The organism is Flavobacterium gelatinilyticum (genome assembly GCF_027111295.1).
GTDB classification, from domain to species: domain Bacteria; phylum Bacteroidota; class Bacteroidia; order Flavobacteriales; family Flavobacteriaceae; genus Flavobacterium; species Flavobacterium gelatinilyticum.
This window is the reverse complement of record NZ_CP114287.1, coordinates 4,974,597-4,991,516: the sequence shown is the minus strand read 5'-3', so window position 1 is coordinate 4,991,516 and position 16,920 is coordinate 4,974,597. Positions and strand designations below refer to the sequence as shown.

The window sequence follows — 16,920 nt, the reverse complement described above, 5'->3', positions numbered from 1 at the left end:
TCTAAATCCTGCAAAAATGAATATTCTAATCGTATACAGTCATCCCGGTAAAAAATCCTACACATTTCAGGTTTTAGAAAAATTGAAATCTGTAATACAAAAACAAAACTGGAATCTGGAGATCTCAGATTTATATGCTTCAAACTTTCAAAGCGATATGTCTGAACAAGAATACGAAAGAGAAGGTTTTGCTAAACTGGAACTGCCAATCTCCCATGATGTTTTAGAAGAACATAAAAAAATTGAAAAAGCCGATTGTATTATTTTCCTCTATCCGGTTTGGTGGAGTGACTGCCCCGCAAAGTTAAAAGGCTGGTTTGACCGCGTGTATTCGGTTGGATATGCATACGGACAAACAGAAAATTTTCCTAAAATGAAAACAATTCCGTTTGGACTTGTAATTTGTACGGCCGGACATCCTAATGCTTTTTTAAATGAAATCGGCATTGCTCAAAGTATGGAAAAAATAATGATCGAAGACCGGCTTGGCAAGCGTTTTGAAAACAAAGAAATGCTGGTTCTGGGCGGTACTCTTGAACTAGAAAACGTGATGGAAGATCATTTTTTACAGCTTGAAAACAGCATAGAAAAAATTAAAAAACATTTTGCCTGATTACTTCTCACATTAAATGATGTTTATCTTTAATGCCAATCCGGAATCTATACTATAAAATCCTTAATAATTTATGTATATTGCAGAGAACAAAATTACAAATCATGGTACAAAATATTGAAAGTCTTATTCCGCACAGAGCTCCGTTTTTATTTGTTGATGAAATAACCTCTTATACTAAGGAATCTATTGTTGGCTATAAAACTTTCGACGATAAAGACAATTGGCTTAAAGGCAGTTTTCCTGATCTTGATTTTATCCCCGGAACCATTTTAATAGAATCCATGGCACAATGCGGCGGTGCCGGAGTTAAACTTTTGGGTATTACAGACGGAATATTTGGTTTGGTAAGCATTGAAAGTGCCGAATTTTTTGGAGGTGCCAGATTTGGCGATCATGTAAAATTTGTAGTAGAAAATGTCCGCTTAAGCGAAAAAATCATCAAACAGCAGGGAACTGCATTTATTGATGAAAAAACTATTCTGAAAGCAAGCTGGATGTGCGTCAAAATTTCGTAGAAAAATCATCTAAAAAAGACTTTTAAAGTCTAATAAATCCAGACTAATATAGTATTTTCGTTATTCTCACATTATAAAAAGTACAATGGAAAATACAACAGCCGAACAATCTAATTTTAAAGAAATTCCACAGCAAAAAATTTATTCAGAAAAAGCAATCCGTGTAAGTGCCTTTTTAGGCGGTCCGCTTGCAGCAGGTTATTTCATAGCCGAAAATTTTAAAGTTTTTGATGATTACGAAAAAGTAAAACAAACATGGATTATTTGTGTTTCCTCCCTTATTCTTGTTTTAGCTTTAATTCTGTTACTTCCTGAAAATATAGATATTCCAAGCATTGTATTTTCTTTACTATACATGGGAATTGCTTCTTATTTTGTAAAAAAACATCAGGAAATTAAAATAAACGAACATATTGCCAATGGAGGCGAAGAATTTGGCTGGTGGAGAATAATTGGAATCTCTATCGGTGCTTCCTTAATAACCGCTGCCGTTTTGGTTACCCTTCTTTTTGCATCAGAAGCTATAAATTAAAAAGTCCAAAATCTAAATTTCCTTCATGAAGTATTTATATTTTTTTGCTGTTATATGTTGTATTTCATGCCAGAATAAAACGCAGACCGAAAAACCGCAGCATAATGAAAATTTGATCTATTTTAACTCTTATGCTGTGGCAGAACCAGGGGATGAAAAATCGTTAAAATTGCAATCGGGAACAGAATATAAAATGAAAACCGAATATTTAGATGATATTATTTATGTATCGCAATTGATTAATGTAAACGCATGCGGGAATTATAAAGGAGATATAGAAATTAAAAAAGACTCTCTTTATTTAATTCACAAGTCAATTTCGGATGTAGTTTGTACTTCTAAAGCTATTGATAAAGTTACTTATATTATTAAAAATCCTGAAATGAAAAAATATAAGATAGCTTTTAAATATCAATAGATAAATTAAAAAAAGCAATCCGATCTAAAATCTAAAATAATCTCGAATCTAAAATAATCTACAATCTAAATAATTTCATAGATTTGTAAGACTAAACCCTGTATTTATGAATCCTGTTTTAAGAAATACTCTGGCAGTCATTGTTGGAATTATTATTGGAAGTATTGTCAATATGAGTATCATTTTAATCAGCGGTTCTATAATTCCTCCACCTGACGGCTGTAACAATACCACAATGAAAGGACTGCAGGAAAGCATGCATTTATTTGAAGCAAAGCATTTTCTTCTGCCATTTTTAGCGCACGCCATCGGAACATTTACAGGAGCTGTTACAACTGCTTTACTCGCTGTTAACCACAAAAAGAAACTTGCATTGCTTATTGGCGCTTTCTTTTTATTGTGCGGTATTGTAAGCGTCAGCTCAATGCCTTCTCCCACCTGGTTTACACTCATCGATTTAATTTTTGCCTATATCCCAACGGCCTACCTTGCCTTACGCCTCACGTGCAGGAAATTCTAGTGTTCAGTTTTTAGTGATCGGTTTCTGTAACAGTTTACAGTTGCTGCTAACAAGCAAACAAAAACTTAGAATATAAACTAATACGAAATACGAAAATCAGAATACTAACCACTGAGAATAAATACTAAAAAAACTGAACACTAAAAAAAATGGCCTTCAAAATTACCTTTTTACTTACATTCTGTTTTATCCTGACAAGCTGCGGCACTTCTGCTCAAAAACAAGATAAATATGCTTTGCAGATAGACAGTTTACTTCAAAACACCCAGCCGGTTTTTAATGGCGTTGTGTTGATTTCCCAAAACGGAAAAACATTGTACACAAAAACAAAAGGATTTGCCAATTTTGAAACAAAAAAGCCTATAAAACCAGATACGCAGTTCGAAATTATGTCCAACAGCAAACTAATCGCGGCCATTTTACTTTTGCTGGAAGTCGAAAAAGGAAAAGTAAATCTAAATGCCCCGATTAAAAAATATTTACCAGAATTAACCCAAACCTGGGCAGACTCGGTTACGGTTCATAATCTCTTAAATCATACTCACGGAATTGTCGATCTGCAAAAACCGTTGGTATTTAAACCCGGATCAGATTATAAATACGGAAATTTAAGTTTTAATCTTGTTGGTAAAATTGTAGAATTCAGCACCAAAAAAAGTTACGCTGAAGTTTCAGGAGCACTTTTTAAAAAATTAAAAATGAATCACACTTATTGTTATTCAAAGAACAAAGCACAAAATCTGGCAACAGGTTATTTCGTAAATAAAAACGAAATGCAGCCTAAAAACGAAAGTCAGATTAATCCGGAAAGTTTCGGTGCTGACGGAATCATTTCTACAGCTTCCGATTTAGCAATCTGGAATAATAATCTGCACAAAGGAAAAATCCTGAAACCGGAAACCTATCAATTAATGATTCAATATTCGATTTTATCGCAGCATAACTTTTTTGGAAAAGAAAAAGAAGGTTATGGTTACGGAATCAGAATAATCGAAAAAGAACCCGTTAAATATCTTGGCCATACCGGTTTAGGAGACGGATTTTCTTCTGTAAATTTGTATTTTCCGGAAAGCGATATTAGTTTAATTGTTTTGGAAAACCAGATGAATGACGATTCTGATTTATTTTATATCTCCGAATTCAAAATCAAGAATATCCTGATGCAAAGTGATCTGTTACATAAAAAATAATCAAGATGGCAAAAAATAAAACAACCGAAACAGAAAGCAGTGTAACTGATTTTATAAATGCTATTAAAGATGAAACAAAAAGAAATGATGCATTTGAGCTTTTAAAAATCATACAGGAAACCACTCATTTTGAACCCAAAATGTGGGGGCCGAGTATTATTGGTTTTGGAAGTTATCATTACCAATACGAGAGCGGACACAAAGGCGATGCGCCGCTCGCTGCTTTTTCGCCCAGAAAAGATGCTACTTCTCTTTATCTTAATTCTGATTTTGAAAATAAAGACGAATTACTTTCAAAATTTGGAAAGTATAAAGCGGGGAAAAGCTGTATTTACATTAAAAAATTAGCAGATATCGATATTGAAATCTTAAAGCAGATGATTTTGCTTTCGACTGCCAGCTTACAAAAATTATATCCCTCAAAATAAAATGGTTACATTCTTAATTCTGTTATTTTTAATAGCACTTATTGTTTACAATTTCCTGCAGCATCCAAAATTTGGAAAAGCGCCTTCCGGAGAAAGACTAAATTCTATTCAGAAATCACCTCAATACAAGAACGGAAAATTCGAAAACCAGTCCTTTACCCCGGATTTGGCCGAAGGAGCCAGCTATTCAAAAGTTTTTTATGAATTTTTCTTCAAAAAAGTAGATCGGAAAATCCCAACAGATTTAATTCCATCTATCAAAACCAATTTACATGAACTCGCACCGGATCAGGATGTTCTAGTCTGGTTTGGACATTCTTCTTATTTTATCCAGCTCGAAGGAAAACGCTTTTTAATTGATCCCGTTTTCAGCGGCAACGCATCGCCTGTTCCCGGCACTACAAAATCATTTAAAGGTTCAGATATTTATACGGTTGATGATCTTCCGGAAATTGATTATCTGCTGATTACACATGATCATTATGATCATTTAGATTATGATACTATTCTGAAGTTAAAGCCAAAAACCAAAAAAGTAATCACAGCCCTTGGCGTAGGATCTCATTTGGAGTTTTGGGGCTTTCCATCAGAAAACATTATCGAAAAAGACTGGTACAGCAAAATAGAACTCGATGATAAACTGACACTTTACACAGCACCGTCGAGACATTTTTCAGGCAGAAGTTTTAAACGCTGCAACACGCTGTGGACATCCTTTATTCTTAAAACAAAAGATTTTAAAATGTATCTGGGCGGAGACAGCGGTTACGATACTCATTTTGCAGAAATTGGCGAGAAATACGGTCCGTTTGATGTTGTTTTACTTGATAACGGTCAATACAACCAGAGTTGGAAATACATTCACAACATGCCCGAAGATGTTATAAAAGCCATGAAAGACTTAAAAGCAAAACGAGCATTTCCGGTTCATTCTTCAAAATTTGCTCTCTCACTTCATTCCTGGGATCAGCCTTTAATTCAGGTAACCGAATTAAACAGTTTATCTGAAACGCCAATTCCGCTAATCACACCCATGATAGGAGAAGCAGTAGAACTCAAAAACGAAAATCAGGAATTCAAACAATGGTGGAAAGGGGTGAATTAATTGTGAATGGTGAATTGTAAAATGTAAAATGTTTATTGTAAAATGTTTATTGTGAATTCATTTTAGATTGACTGGACACTGACACTGAAACCGAGACTGAACACTAAAAACCTGAACATCGAACACTAAAAACCTGAACATCGAACACTAAAAACAACTCATGAATAGAATAACAGTTTTCTGCGGGTCCAGCTTTGGAACCGATGAAATTTATCAAGAACAAGCCGTATTACTTGGCAAAACATTAGCAAAACAAAATATTGGTTTAGTATACGGCGGCGCCAACGTTGGTCTAATGGGCGCGGTTGCAGATGGCGCTTTAAGCGAAAACGGAACCGTAATTGGTGTGCTTCCTAATTTTTTAAGATCTAAAGAAATTGCTCATCTGGGGTTAACTGAATTAATTCTGGTGGAAAGCATGCACGAAAGAAAAACCAAAATGAACGATTTATGCGACGGAGTAATCGCGCTTCCGGGTGGTTTTGGAACTCTCGAAGAGCTATTCGAAATGCTGACATGGGCACAGCTGGGTTTACATAAAAAACCAATCGCAATTTTAAACATCAATAGCTTTTACGATTCTTTAATCGAACTTACAAAAGTGATGGTCGAAAAAGGTTTATTGAAAGACGTGAATCAGGAAATGCTTTTGGTAAGCGATAACATTGATGATCTATTAGAAAAAATGAAAAACTACACACCGCCGGCTGTTGGAAAATGGATTGATAAAAAACAGCTTTAAGCCATTAAAAAATATAACATACAGTAACAAAAACATGAAAAAAATTGCCTTTTTATTTTTTACGCTTACCCTAATTACGTTCAAAACTACCGCACAGGATTCTAAAATTAAATTTGGATTACAGACCGGTTTAACTTACACCGGTTTTAGAGGTTATGATTCTTCTGGCAGCAGAGAGGGCTTCTCTTATTTATTTGGCGCTTCGTTTCAATTTCCACTAAAAGAAAAACTGTCTATAAAAGCAGATCTTAATTACGAAAGAAAAACACAAATTTCAGAAGGAAGAATGGGATCATGGGAAAATGGCGGCATGACCTATCGTACTATTAAAGCAACTGCCTATTATAATTACATCACACTTCCGGTATTATTAAAATACACTTTCTCCAGTAAAAACTTCTACGTAAACGGCGGACCTTATGTTGGTTATCTACTTAAATCCGGAATGAAATCAAAATCATGGGATGGCGATATGGAAAACACAAAATACAGAAAAAGATTTGATTTTGGAATTGCTGCAGGATTTGGAAAAGAGTTTAAATTAACTCAAAAACACCTGCTTTACCTTGAACTAAGAGATAATCTGGGATTAACCGATGTTGCCAAACCTGCAATGCCTACTGATGCTTATTTAAAATTTAATACGGTCAGCTTAATTGCCGGAATTACACTTTAAATCGAATGATCTAGAGTAACATTATTAATTAATAACAGCTTAAAAATAAATTTAAATAAAAAAAATAGTTACAAACAAAAACCCTCTATATTTACCCAAAAATAAATTAATTACCCAATCAAAAATGTACAATAAATTATTTGCGTGCTTCTTCGTTCTTTTAAGTTTTGCCGCACAATCTCAAATTAGATTTGAAAAAGGATATTACATCGATAATAACGATAACAAAATCAATTGTTTAATCAGGAATATGGATTGGCGCAGCAATCCGTCTGAGATTCAGTACAAGTTGGATGAAAAAGACCAGCCTATTACAGTTTCGATGCAGCAGTTAAAGATGTTTGAAATCGAAAACGAATCAAAATATGAAAAATTCACTATTGATGTGGATCAGTCTACAGACAACATCAACGATTTAGATTACGACAGAAATCCTCAATTTAAAAAACAAACTATTCTTCTACGAATTTTATTAGAAGGAAAAGCAACATTATTTCAATATACAGACGGAAATACAAACCGTTTCTTTTTCAAAACCGATACTACAGCGGTTAATCAGCTGGTTTTTAAAACTTATAAAATAGAAGAAAACCAACTTGGTGAGAATAACTATTACAAACAGCAGCTGGCAACTACTTTAAAATCTGATAACATTTCGACAGATGATTTTAAAAGACTTTCATACAAAAAGAATGACCTTGTAAAAATCTTTACAAAATACAACAGCTTCTACAATTCAGAAATCAAAAGTTTTAAAAATCAGGAAAAAAGAGATGTATTTAATTTAACCGTGAGACCAGGTATAACGAGTACTAAATTAAATGTTACAAATAATGTAGCCAATATTTACGACGCAGAATTCAGCAACGAAATAGGTTTTAGACTTGGTCTTGAAGCCGAATTCGTCTTACCATTCAATAAAAACAAATGGGCTATTATTATCGAACCTACGTATCAGAATTATAGTTCTGAAATAAAAAATGCAAGAGGATATACCGCAAAAATCGATTACAATACAATCGAATTTCCTATAGGGGTTAGATACAATATGTTCCTGAACAATGATTCGAAGATATTCACAAATGCACAATATGTAATGGAAAAAGCTCTTAACGCTAAAGGTGTTTTTGGAACTAACGAGATTGAAATTGAACCAAAAGCCAGTTTTGTGGTTGGTCTTGGTTACAATTACAAAAAGAAATACAGCGCAGAGGTGAGAGCCAATTTCGGAAAAGAACTTTTTGGTTCTTATGTTTACTGGATATCTGATTATAAAGCATTTTCTTTTGTATTAGGATACACGATATTCTAAACTTAATAAAAACAATTTAATAAGAGTCTTACATTTTGTAAGGCTCTTTTTTTATTCCGTCACTTTTTTCGTAAATTACAGCTCAAAATTTTGAGATTTCGCAATTTCAAAACCTTACTTGTTAAACATCTAATCCTGCAAAAAGATGAAAACAGAGAATAATAAATTCGCAAAAGCCGAAATGCTGATCAGGAAACACGTTTCTGAAGTATTCCAGGCTTTTATAAATCCCGAAATCACGAGTAAATTCTGGTTTACAAAAGGTTCCGGAAAATTAGAAGAAAACCAAAAAACCGAGTGGACATGGGAAATGTATGGCTTCTCTCTTTCGGTTACGACATTGGTTTTACAGGAAAATAAAAAGATTGTAATTGAGTGGGGAAATCCCGATGAAGTAACTTTAGTCGAATGGGTTTTTCATGCGCTCGACGAAAATGAAACGTTTGTAAGCATTACCAATTCCGGTTTTCAAGGCGATTCAGATAAAATAATCGATCAGGTTCGGAATTCTACCGAAGGTTTTACGCTTGTTCTCGCCGGCGCAAAAGCTTATCTCGAACATAAATTACAACTCAATTTGGTTTTAGACCGCTTTCCGAAAGGATTAGCTTAAAAAAAATTTGTTTCAGGTTTCAGATTCCAAGCTCTCAGCGTTAACCTGAAACCTGAAACTTGAAACCTGAAACCTGAAACAATAAAAAAACAAAACTCCATGGAAGTTAAGAAACCCGAAAATATCGACGAATACATTGGCGGATTCCCAAATGAGATTCAGGAAATTTTGGAAAAAATACGTGAAACAATTCAGAAAGCGGCTCCCGAGGCCAAGGAAAAAATCAGTTATTCAATGCCGGCTTTTGACCAAAACGGAATCGTAGTGTATTTTGCCGGTTATAAAAATCATATCGGGCTGTATGCACTGCCAAGCGGTCATGATGAATTTAAAGAAGAACTTTCGAAGTACAAATCCGGAAAAGGCTCTGTACAATTTCCGCTAAAAGATCCGATACCATATGATTTAATTACTAAAATTGTTAAATTTAGGGTCAAAGAAAATCTCAAAGCCAAAAAGAAATAATTTCCATGCACTTATCCCAACATTACAATCAACTTTACAAAACCTCTTCAGAAGCTATCATAAAAGGAAAATATGAAACAGATGCTGCGATCAAAAACGAATCTGATTCCCGATTTGGCGTAACGCTCCTTATTCGCCCCAATAGTGAAATAAAAACGAAGATTCAGCTTTTTATCGACGAATTAAAAAAAACAGAACCGGACCAGTACTTTTATCCTGATTCTGATATTCACGTTACTGTTTTGTCCATTATCTCCTGTTCGGAAAATTTTCACGTAAACCAAATTTCTCCAAACGATTATATCCAGGTTATCTGCAAAAGTCTTGTTGATGTAGATAAAATCACCATTCAGTTTAAAGGAATAACCGCTTCTCCTTCAGCGCTGATGATTCAGGGTTTTCCAACAGATGAAACTTTAAATAATTTACGCGATAAACTTCGCGAAAATTTCAAAAATTCGGGATTACAGCAAAGTATTGACAGCCGTTACACCATTTCGACAGCACATTCAACCGTAATGCGTTTTCAGGAACAATTAGCTGATCCAAAAAAATTAATACATATTACAGATCAGTTTCGTGATTATGATTTTGGAGAATTCAATGTTACAAGTCTCGAACTCGTTTACAACGACTGGTATCAGCGTAAAAAGAACACCAAAGTTCTGGGTGAATTTTGTTTAAGATAGCCTGCCCAAAACTACAAACTGTGTTGGAGCTTTTTATATCGGGACTGATTCAGTAATTTTCTGTCATGCCCCAGAACATTTACCGTTGTAGAATCTTTATCGGTTAACGATTCAAAAAACAGCTGTCTTTTATGGATAAGTTCAGAACTTAATAAAGAGACAACTATAGAACTTTCTTTTACATTTATTTGAAACTTGATTGGGAACGAAAAATTGTTCCTCACCCTCAAATCCTTGTAGCCGTATACAATGGTTGCATCAGTTCCTAATGGGGCAAATCTGGTTTCGTCTGTATAAATGTCGATAGAATGATTATGCCTTTCTAAAATTTCCAGTCCGGCCATGAGGCTTATGTGATAAATAATTCCCGAAACCTGACAGATACCGCCTCCCTTTTCTTCCACCAGTGTATTATTTACCAGCGTCCTGCTTTTTCTGAAACCTGAATTGGGATTTCCTATAATTTTAAAAAACGAGAAAATCTGCCCGGGTTCCAGAACATATTGGTTAATCCTTTCCGAAGCCAGCTGCAGATTATAAACTTTATTCTCAAAACCGTTATTTTTTCTAATTTCCTGAGATAAAGAAATCGAATAATCAAAAACTGGATTACTGCTGTTTTTAGCAGGAAATTTAAACAAGGCATTACTTAACAGATCGGTTTTAAACCTGATCAGTAATTTTAAACTAACTTTAAACTGTTTCCATCTCCGTATCATTTCTTCTCTAATTCAATAATTAAATAAGAACTGTATTCTTTTAGGAATGAATTGGCCAGAACCGAATCCAGTTTTACCAAAAACTTTCGCCATGACTTTGGAAACCTGTGAATTGGAAAAAACAAGATTCCAAATGTTCTTTTGATTTTAAAATTCGGATTTGATTTAAAATCAGAAATATCAAGGCTGTTTGCACCGTGCCAGTTTTTCTTTTTGTAACCCAGCAGATTTCGCCTTTTTTTGGATGGAATATCGAATATAATACGGCCTTTCTTCCTTAAAATCCTGTCGGCCTCAAGCAGTATCCGGTTTATTTTGTTTTCGTTTAAATGCATAAAAAAATGAAAACTGATAATAGTATCAACAGATTCATCATCCAGAATAATAGTATCGGCCTCATTGCGCAGAAATGTTTTTTGAGGAAATTTTTTTTTGGCTATTTCGATCATTTCAGAACTGCCGTCTACACCAATCGTGGCATAATTAGAAAGTCTGCCTGTTCCGCAGGCCAGATCCAGAACTTCTTCATTTTTATTAAGCAGGATTCTGTCTAAAATTTTTCGTTCCTGATTATCTAGAAATTTTCCGTAAGTATTATCAAACCGATCCTCATCGTAAGAACTCGCAAGAGCATCGTAATAACGTATAATTTCATCCATATTTCTGCTTTTAAAGAATTAAACAAAAATAAAAATTATCTTACGCGAAACAAATTTAGTTTTATGTTTTTGGAGATTTTTTTGATGCTAATTACACCTTTATCGTTAATTTATATTCGTTGAAAATAACCCACAGGATGCGTGTAATTATATCGTCTGTGAATTTGGTTAAATCGTATTGAATAACCCCTATCGATTCTTAAATTATCCGCTTTTAAACAAACTTCCCAAAATGCCATAAAACCCCGGACGGATCATGCAGGAAACATTCACTTCCCCATTCTAAATGGCGGATTGGTGTTAATTTTACTCCCTCGTATTTTTCGGGAAGATTTAAAGCTTTAAGCTCATTGTAATAGCGTTCTACATTATCAACTTCAAGAAAAATCATGGTATTTTCGATCCATTCTTTCGCATAATAATCCTGAAGATAAAAAGCAGTTTCTCCACTTTTAAAAACAGAAAAATTAGATTCCAGAACGGTTTCTTCAAATCCTAAATCGCGATAAAAACTTCTCGATAATTCAAAATTTCTGGCACCTATAAAAGGTCTGATCGATTTTATTTTGTGGTTCATTTTAAAAGAATTTAATTTTACAAAAACCATTCAACTTCATTGTCAAGCCGTACAAGAAAATCAGTAAATGACTTACCAATTTCAATATGATATTCCGCATCTAAATCAATAAAAGGAGAAAGAACAATTCTTAGAGCATTTTCTGAATTAAATTCAATTCCTATATATTCGCCGCTGCCATTTGATCCAATTCCAATTGTTCCGGATAATTCAGAAACAATATTATAATCTTTATTAGCTTCAATGATTTCTTCTAAACTCCAAAGCTTTATAAATTCAACTCCAATAAATTTCGAGATAAAAAATATAATCTTTTGGAAGTTTTAAATTCGAATATTTTTCAACATCTTCAACTAAAATTAAAGGTACTGAATCTCTCAAAGGAAAATCATATTTCTTAAAAATCTCTTTTAAAAGTTCCATATTAAGATTTACTTCTGAAAACCTAACTGTTTTCTCAAATCTAAATTCAAACCGTATTGCTCCTGAACAGGAATGATTTTTCTGGAACTTTTATTTACATCACCTTCCGCTGTCCAAAGGAAAGGATAGAAATTAAAAACTTCATCGCCTTTTAGTTTTGAAACCTCTGCTCTCCAGCTGCTCCATCTGTTTCCTTCGTAAAACTTATCAAGATCATTATTAAAACAGAATCCTAAAAATTCCGAATACGTAACATCAAGCGGTTCATACTCGAGATTATCCGGAGAAAAATAATAAATCTTTCCTACATCAGTTCCTAATCCGCCTCCGTTTAAAAGATAAAACCCGCCAATAGCATCATCTGCGATCAGTAAAAAAGGCGCTGCTTCACCAAACTCGGTAAACGATTTTCCTTTGTTCCAATCCGGAAGCGTACGGTTAAATTTTGCATTTCCAGAACCCAGAATTCGGATCCATCCGTCATCAATCAAGAGTCCGCCGGTCATATACACAATCGCCCCCATTGGTGAACGGGTCGTAACCTGTGTTTTATACAAAGCGTCTTTTGCTTTTCCAGCATCGACAGGCAGTACTTCTACTTTGTTTTTTGCCGTTTTAATCCAGTCTTCAACAACGGTCCATCCCGGATCGTTTTTATCTATAAGTTCTTCCGCTTTTTTCATTTTATTTTGTGCTGTGGCAGCAAAAGTTATAAATAGCAATGCGATTAGGGGAAACTTTCGTGTCATTTATTGAGAATGTAGATAGTGATTTTTAACCTTTTTTCAAAATATTTCCTAAACCACGGCCAATTTGTTCAATCGCTTCAAGACTTTTCGTTAAAGGCGTTGCCGTAAAATCTTCGTAGGCATCCATAGCACTTTCGTGACGATCATCTTGTGGATAAACCAAAAGAATGTTATTTCCGTCAAAGAATTTATCGAATTTCTGAGGCAGTCGGTCAAAAATTGAATGGTAGGAAACAGAACCTTTTCTGGACAGATTGAAAACAATTAAATCAGTTTGTTTTATTTCTTCTGAAATAGAATCGAAATTATCCCAGTCCAATACGTTTTTAAAGCCCAATTTTGCATTCAGTCTAAGGCTGCTTCCAATCTGCTGAATGGCCTGGTGCGTTCTTTCATCAGAATAAATTACGATTGGAATGCTTAATTCCTGAGATAATCTGGAAATCTTCTGTAGTAAAAGCTGAAATCCAATTCCTCTTTCAGAAAAAGGCGGACAAATAAAAACCAGTCTTTTTTCTTCTATAAAATTCTTCGAAAATCTGCAGATGAATAAATTTTTATCGACATTGTTGATAATAGAATCGACATTTTCTCCAAAAATTTTATCCAGGAAACCTGTCTTTTTCGGCCATCCCACAATCACAATATCAGACATGATTTCTTTTGACGTTCTGGCAATACCACTCGCCGGATTGTGATCGATTCTGGCAATGGTATTAATTTTTACTTCTGAAGCTGAACCCTGAATTACAAATTTGTCAGCTGCTTTCCTGTACTTCAAAATATTTTTTTCGGCCTGATCATTATTCGGAACAATCGTTAATAAAGTAACCGGATTTGATGATTTTTTATCTTTAATTAAAAGGGCAAAATCAAGTAAACTGGCCGCTGCCGATGTTTTTGCCAGCGGAATTAGAATATGTTCGTCCAGAATCTGATCTTTTCCGGCATCTTCATGTGAAAATTCTTCTTCACAGATGGCTATTTTTTTCGCGGCTTTTTCAGTTGCAAACGAAGCTACGATACAAGTAATCAGAATTAAAATAATGGTTCCGTTTAAGATATTTTCATCAAGGATTTTTGCTTTAAATCCTACCAAAATTACCGCCAGAGTCGCTGCAGCGTGTGCACTGCTCAACCCAAAAATAAGCTGTCTTTCGGTTTTGGTATATCTAAAAGCGATTTGTGCAAAAAATGCAGCAATCCATTTTCCAAAAATAGCCACAACACTCAAAGTTCCGGCTACAATCAATGCTGTCGGACCGCTTAAAATTACACTTACATCAACCAGCATTCCAACAGAAATAAGGAAAAACGGAATAAACAATGAATTACCTATAAATTCAATTCGGTTCATTAAAGCTGATGAATGCGGAATTAACGGATTCAGCGCCAATCCGGCAACGAATGCCCCAATAATAGGCTCTACTCCTGCTACTTCGGCCAAAAAGGCAGCAAAGAAAACCACCGAAAGCACAAATATATAGTGAGCATGTTTTTCGCTTTCAAGTTTCTTAAAAAACCATTTGGCAATACGAGGAATCAAAAGAAACATAATGGCAGAGAAAATCGCCAGCGAAATTCCTAATTTGATCCAGAAAGCCTGATTCAAATTTCCCTGACTGCTTCCCATAATGACGGCCAGAATAATCAAAACAGCCGTATCTGTCAAAATAGTTCCTCCAACGGTAATGGCAACCGCCTGATTTTTTGCGATTCCAAGTTTGCTTACAATAGGGTAGGCAACCAAAGTATGTGTAGCAAACATACTTGCCGTTAAAAAACTGGCGTTAAAATCGTATTGCAATAAATAAAAACAAACTGGAAAACCTATCGAAAGCGGCAGGATAAACGTAAAAAAACCAAATAACAAACTCTTGTTTCTGTTGGCTTTAAACTCATTCATATCCAGTTCGAGCCCGGCAATAAACATGATATACAAAAGCCCAATGGTCGAAAATAAATCAACTGCTGAGTTTTTTGCCAGAATATTTAATCCGTGCGGCCCAATAACAACCCCTGAAATAATTAACCCGATGATGCCCGGAATATTTATCTTTTTTAATAAAATAGGACAAAGCAGTATTATAAAAAGTATTAAAGAAAAAATCAATACTGGGTTGCTGAGCGGTAATTCGAATTCGTGTAATAGATGTCTGAAAAATTCTATCATAAAGTAATTTATCTTCTTGTGGCATTAATAATCGTAAAAAGACATTTTTCAGAATTTAAAACGAAAATTGAAGCAGTAAAAACAACTTATTTTTACTTCCTGTTTCACTACAAAAATACCTAAAAAACGTGAACTTTTTACTTAATCCGCATATTAAGGAATTAAATTTATTTCGTTGTCAAATTATTATTTTTTAATATCTTTTTTAACAAAAATGCAACATTAACAATCAAAAGAGAATCTTCGTTGCATTATTCAATTATCTTTGTAATAACAAAATTGTAACAATGGAAGAATGTATCTCTGTTTTTGATATGCTTAAAATTGGTGTTGGACCTTCATCCTCACACACTTTGGGTCCGTGGAGAGCCGCAGAACGTTTTTTGGGAGAGCTGAAAGACGAAGCGATTTTAGAGCAGATTACAAGAGTAAAAGTCGATTTGTACGGCTCGCTTTCTTTAACCGGAAAAGGCCACGCGACTGATTTATCTGTTATGCTGGGGCTCAGCGGTCAGGACCCCGAATATATTCCGGTAGAAAATATCGCCGGAATCATTAAAACTATTGAAGATACAAACGAAATCAATCTTGCCAATGAGCATAAAATTCCGTTTTATTTTCTGCAGGACATTGTTTTCAATAAAGATTTTCTTCCCTTCCATGCCAACGGCCTAAAATTTACGGCTTATAAAAAGGATGATTCTGAATACGAATCTACTTTTTATTCTATTGGAGGCGGTTTTGTCGTAAAAGAAGAACGTACAAATGCCAAAATAAAAGAAGAAATAAAATGCGCTTTTCCGTTTCCAATTCAAAACGCGGTTGAGCTTTTGAATTATACGGTTTCTGAAAACAAATCGATTTCTGAAATTGTTTATGAAAACGAAAAATCAATGCGTCCGGAAGAAGAAATTCACTCCGAATTAATGCGCATCTGGAATACCATGCTTGAGTGTATGTACATTGGCTGTCATTCCGAAGGGATTCTTCCGGGCGGTCTTCACGTTCGAAGAAGAGCTTTTGATATGCACCAAAACCTGATTGGTTTATCAAACTATACCGATCCGCAGTCATGGCTGGAAGAAATTAGAAAAACCGAAGTTAAATTTCGTCAGATATTAAAATGGGTAAGCTGTTTTGCATTGGCCGTAAATGAAGTAAATGCTTCACTGGGGCGTGTTGTAACAGCTCCTACAAACGGAAGTGCAGGTGTAATTCCGGCTGTTTTAATGTATTATATGGTAATTGAAAACCATAATGCAGGCGAAAAAGAAATCAAACAATTTTTAATGGTAGCCGGAGAAATTGGAAGTATCTTTAAGAAAGGTTCTACAATTTCGGCTGCAATGGGAGGCTGTCAGGCAGAGATTGGCGTTTCGTCGTCGATGGCAGCGGCGGCTTTGTGCGAATTAATGGGAGGTACTCCTGCTCAGGTTTTAATGGCAGCTGAAATTGCAATGGAACATCATTTAGGCTTAACCTGCGATCCTATTGGCGGTCTGGTTCAGATTCCGTGTATCGAAAGAAATACGATGGGCGCTATAAAAGCCATAAATGCAGCAGAACTTGCTCTTGAAACCGACTCAAAAAATGCAAAAGTACCGTTGGACAAAGTTATCAATACAATGTGGCAGACGGCAAAAGATATGAACTCAAAATACAAAGAAACCTCAGAAGGCGGACTTGCAGTAGCTGTAAACATGGCCGATTGTTAATTTAAAATATGCCGCAGATTAAAGGATATGCACTGATTAAAAGTTCTTTAAAATCTTTCAATCTGCGGCAAAAACTTCAAAATT

20 protein-coding genes are annotated in these 16,920 nt (G+C 34.8%); 15 read left to right on the top strand and 5 right to left on the bottom strand.

The annotated features are described in order from the left end of the window. The first annotated feature begins 16 nt into the window (after positions 1–16). The 14 genes from OZP11_RS21645 (at position 17) to OZP11_RS21580 (ending at position 9,821) form a co-directional block, all read left to right on the top strand. The gene (locus tag OZP11_RS21645; RefSeq protein ID WP_281232567.1) at positions 17–613 is read left to right on the top strand and encodes an NAD(P)H-dependent oxidoreductase; all 597 of its coding nucleotides are present in this window, start codon (positions 17–19) and stop codon (positions 611–613) included. Positions 614–717: 104 nt separating this feature from the next. Further along, entirely contained in the window at positions 718–1,131 is a 414-nt protein-coding gene (locus tag OZP11_RS21640; protein WP_281232566.1) for a 3-hydroxyacyl-ACP dehydratase FabZ family protein, read from the top strand. A gap of 85 nt (positions 1,132–1,216) precedes the next feature. After that, positions 1,217–1,663, top strand: coding sequence for a hypothetical protein (locus OZP11_RS21635; RefSeq protein WP_281232565.1), 447 nt, complete (start codon positions 1,217–1,219; stop codon positions 1,661–1,663). Between the two features lie 25 nt (positions 1,664–1,688). Next, entirely contained in the window at positions 1,689–2,081 is a 393-nt protein-coding gene (locus OZP11_RS21630) for a hypothetical protein (protein ID WP_281232564.1), read from the top strand. Between the two features lie 106 nt (positions 2,082–2,187). Further along, entirely contained in the window at positions 2,188–2,601 is a 414-nt protein-coding gene (locus tag OZP11_RS21625) for a hypothetical protein (RefSeq protein ID WP_281232563.1), read from the top strand. Between the two features lie 149 nt (positions 2,602–2,750). After that, on the top strand, positions 2,751–3,791 hold the full coding sequence (locus OZP11_RS21620; RefSeq protein WP_281232562.1) for a serine hydrolase domain-containing protein: 1,041 nt from the start codon (positions 2,751–2,753) through the stop codon (positions 3,789–3,791). A gap of 5 nt (positions 3,792–3,796) precedes the next feature. Further along, a complete protein-coding gene (locus OZP11_RS21615) occupies positions 3,797–4,219 on the top strand; it encodes a DUF1801 domain-containing protein (protein ID WP_281232561.1) in 423 nt (140 codons plus the stop codon). A gap of 1 nt (position 4,220) precedes the next feature. Beyond that, positions 4,221–5,324, top strand: a complete 1,104-nt coding sequence (locus tag OZP11_RS21610) for an MBL fold metallo-hydrolase (protein ID WP_281232560.1) — start codon at positions 4,221–4,223, stop codon at positions 5,322–5,324. Between the two features lie 160 nt (positions 5,325–5,484). Further along, positions 5,485–6,066 carry an LOG family protein gene (locus tag OZP11_RS21605; RefSeq protein ID WP_281232559.1) on the top strand — a complete coding sequence of 194 codons (582 nt, stop codon included), beginning with the start codon at positions 5,485–5,487 and terminating at the stop codon, positions 6,064–6,066. Between the two features lie 34 nt (positions 6,067–6,100). After that, positions 6,101–6,742, top strand: a complete 642-nt coding sequence (locus OZP11_RS21600) for a porin family protein (RefSeq protein ID WP_281232558.1) — start codon at positions 6,101–6,103, stop codon at positions 6,740–6,742. Positions 6,743–6,866: 124 nt separating this feature from the next. After that, positions 6,867–8,054, top strand: a complete 1,188-nt coding sequence (locus OZP11_RS21595; RefSeq protein ID WP_281232557.1) for a hypothetical protein — start codon at positions 6,867–6,869, stop codon at positions 8,052–8,054. A gap of 145 nt (positions 8,055–8,199) precedes the next feature. Next, the gene (locus OZP11_RS21590) at positions 8,200–8,667 is read left to right on the top strand and encodes an SRPBCC family protein (RefSeq protein ID WP_281232556.1); all 468 of its coding nucleotides are present in this window, start codon (positions 8,200–8,202) and stop codon (positions 8,665–8,667) included. Positions 8,668–8,766: 99 nt separating this feature from the next. Beyond that, entirely contained in the window at positions 8,767–9,132 is a 366-nt protein-coding gene (locus tag OZP11_RS21585; RefSeq protein ID WP_281232555.1) for an iron chaperone, read from the top strand. Positions 9,133–9,137: 5 nt separating this feature from the next. Next, positions 9,138–9,821: a 2'-5' RNA ligase family protein gene (locus OZP11_RS21580; RefSeq protein WP_281232554.1), complete on the top strand. Its 684-nt coding sequence runs from the start codon at positions 9,138–9,140 to the stop codon at positions 9,819–9,821. Positions 9,822–9,832: 11 nt separating this feature from the next. Here OZP11_RS21580 and OZP11_RS21575 read toward each other — a convergent pair whose 3' ends face one another. The 5 genes from OZP11_RS21575 to OZP11_RS21555 all read right to left on the bottom strand — a co-directional run bounded on the left by OZP11_RS21575 (position 9,833) and on the right by OZP11_RS21555 (position 15,121). Next, a complete protein-coding gene (locus OZP11_RS21575) occupies positions 9,833–10,540 on the bottom strand; it encodes a VanW family protein (protein ID WP_281232553.1) in 708 nt (235 codons plus the stop codon). Continuing rightward, entirely contained in the window at positions 10,537–11,199 is a 663-nt protein-coding gene (locus OZP11_RS21570; protein ID WP_281232552.1) for a class I SAM-dependent DNA methyltransferase, read from the bottom strand. Before OZP11_RS21570 ends, OZP11_RS21575 begins: the two co-directional genes overlap by 4 nt. Before the next feature lie 214 nt (positions 11,200–11,413). Continuing rightward, positions 11,414–11,776, bottom strand: coding sequence for a VOC family protein (locus OZP11_RS21565; protein ID WP_281232551.1), 363 nt, complete (start codon positions 11,774–11,776; stop codon positions 11,414–11,416). Between the two features lie 431 nt (positions 11,777–12,207). Further along, the gene (locus OZP11_RS21560) at positions 12,208–12,948 is read right to left on the bottom strand and encodes a DUF2625 domain-containing protein (RefSeq protein ID WP_281232550.1); all 741 of its coding nucleotides are present in this window, start codon (positions 12,946–12,948) and stop codon (positions 12,208–12,210) included. Between the two features lie 25 nt (positions 12,949–12,973). Then, a complete protein-coding gene (locus tag OZP11_RS21555) occupies positions 12,974–15,121 on the bottom strand; it encodes a cation:proton antiporter (protein ID WP_281232549.1) in 2,148 nt (715 codons plus the stop codon). A gap of 287 nt (positions 15,122–15,408) precedes the next feature. Between OZP11_RS21555 and OZP11_RS21550 the strand changes: the two genes are divergently transcribed. Next, positions 15,409–16,836 (top strand): L-serine ammonia-lyase, encoded by a 1,428-nt coding sequence (locus OZP11_RS21550; RefSeq protein WP_281232548.1) that lies wholly within the window; start codon positions 15,409–15,411, stop codon positions 16,834–16,836. The last annotated feature ends 84 nt before the right edge of the window (positions 16,837–16,920 follow it).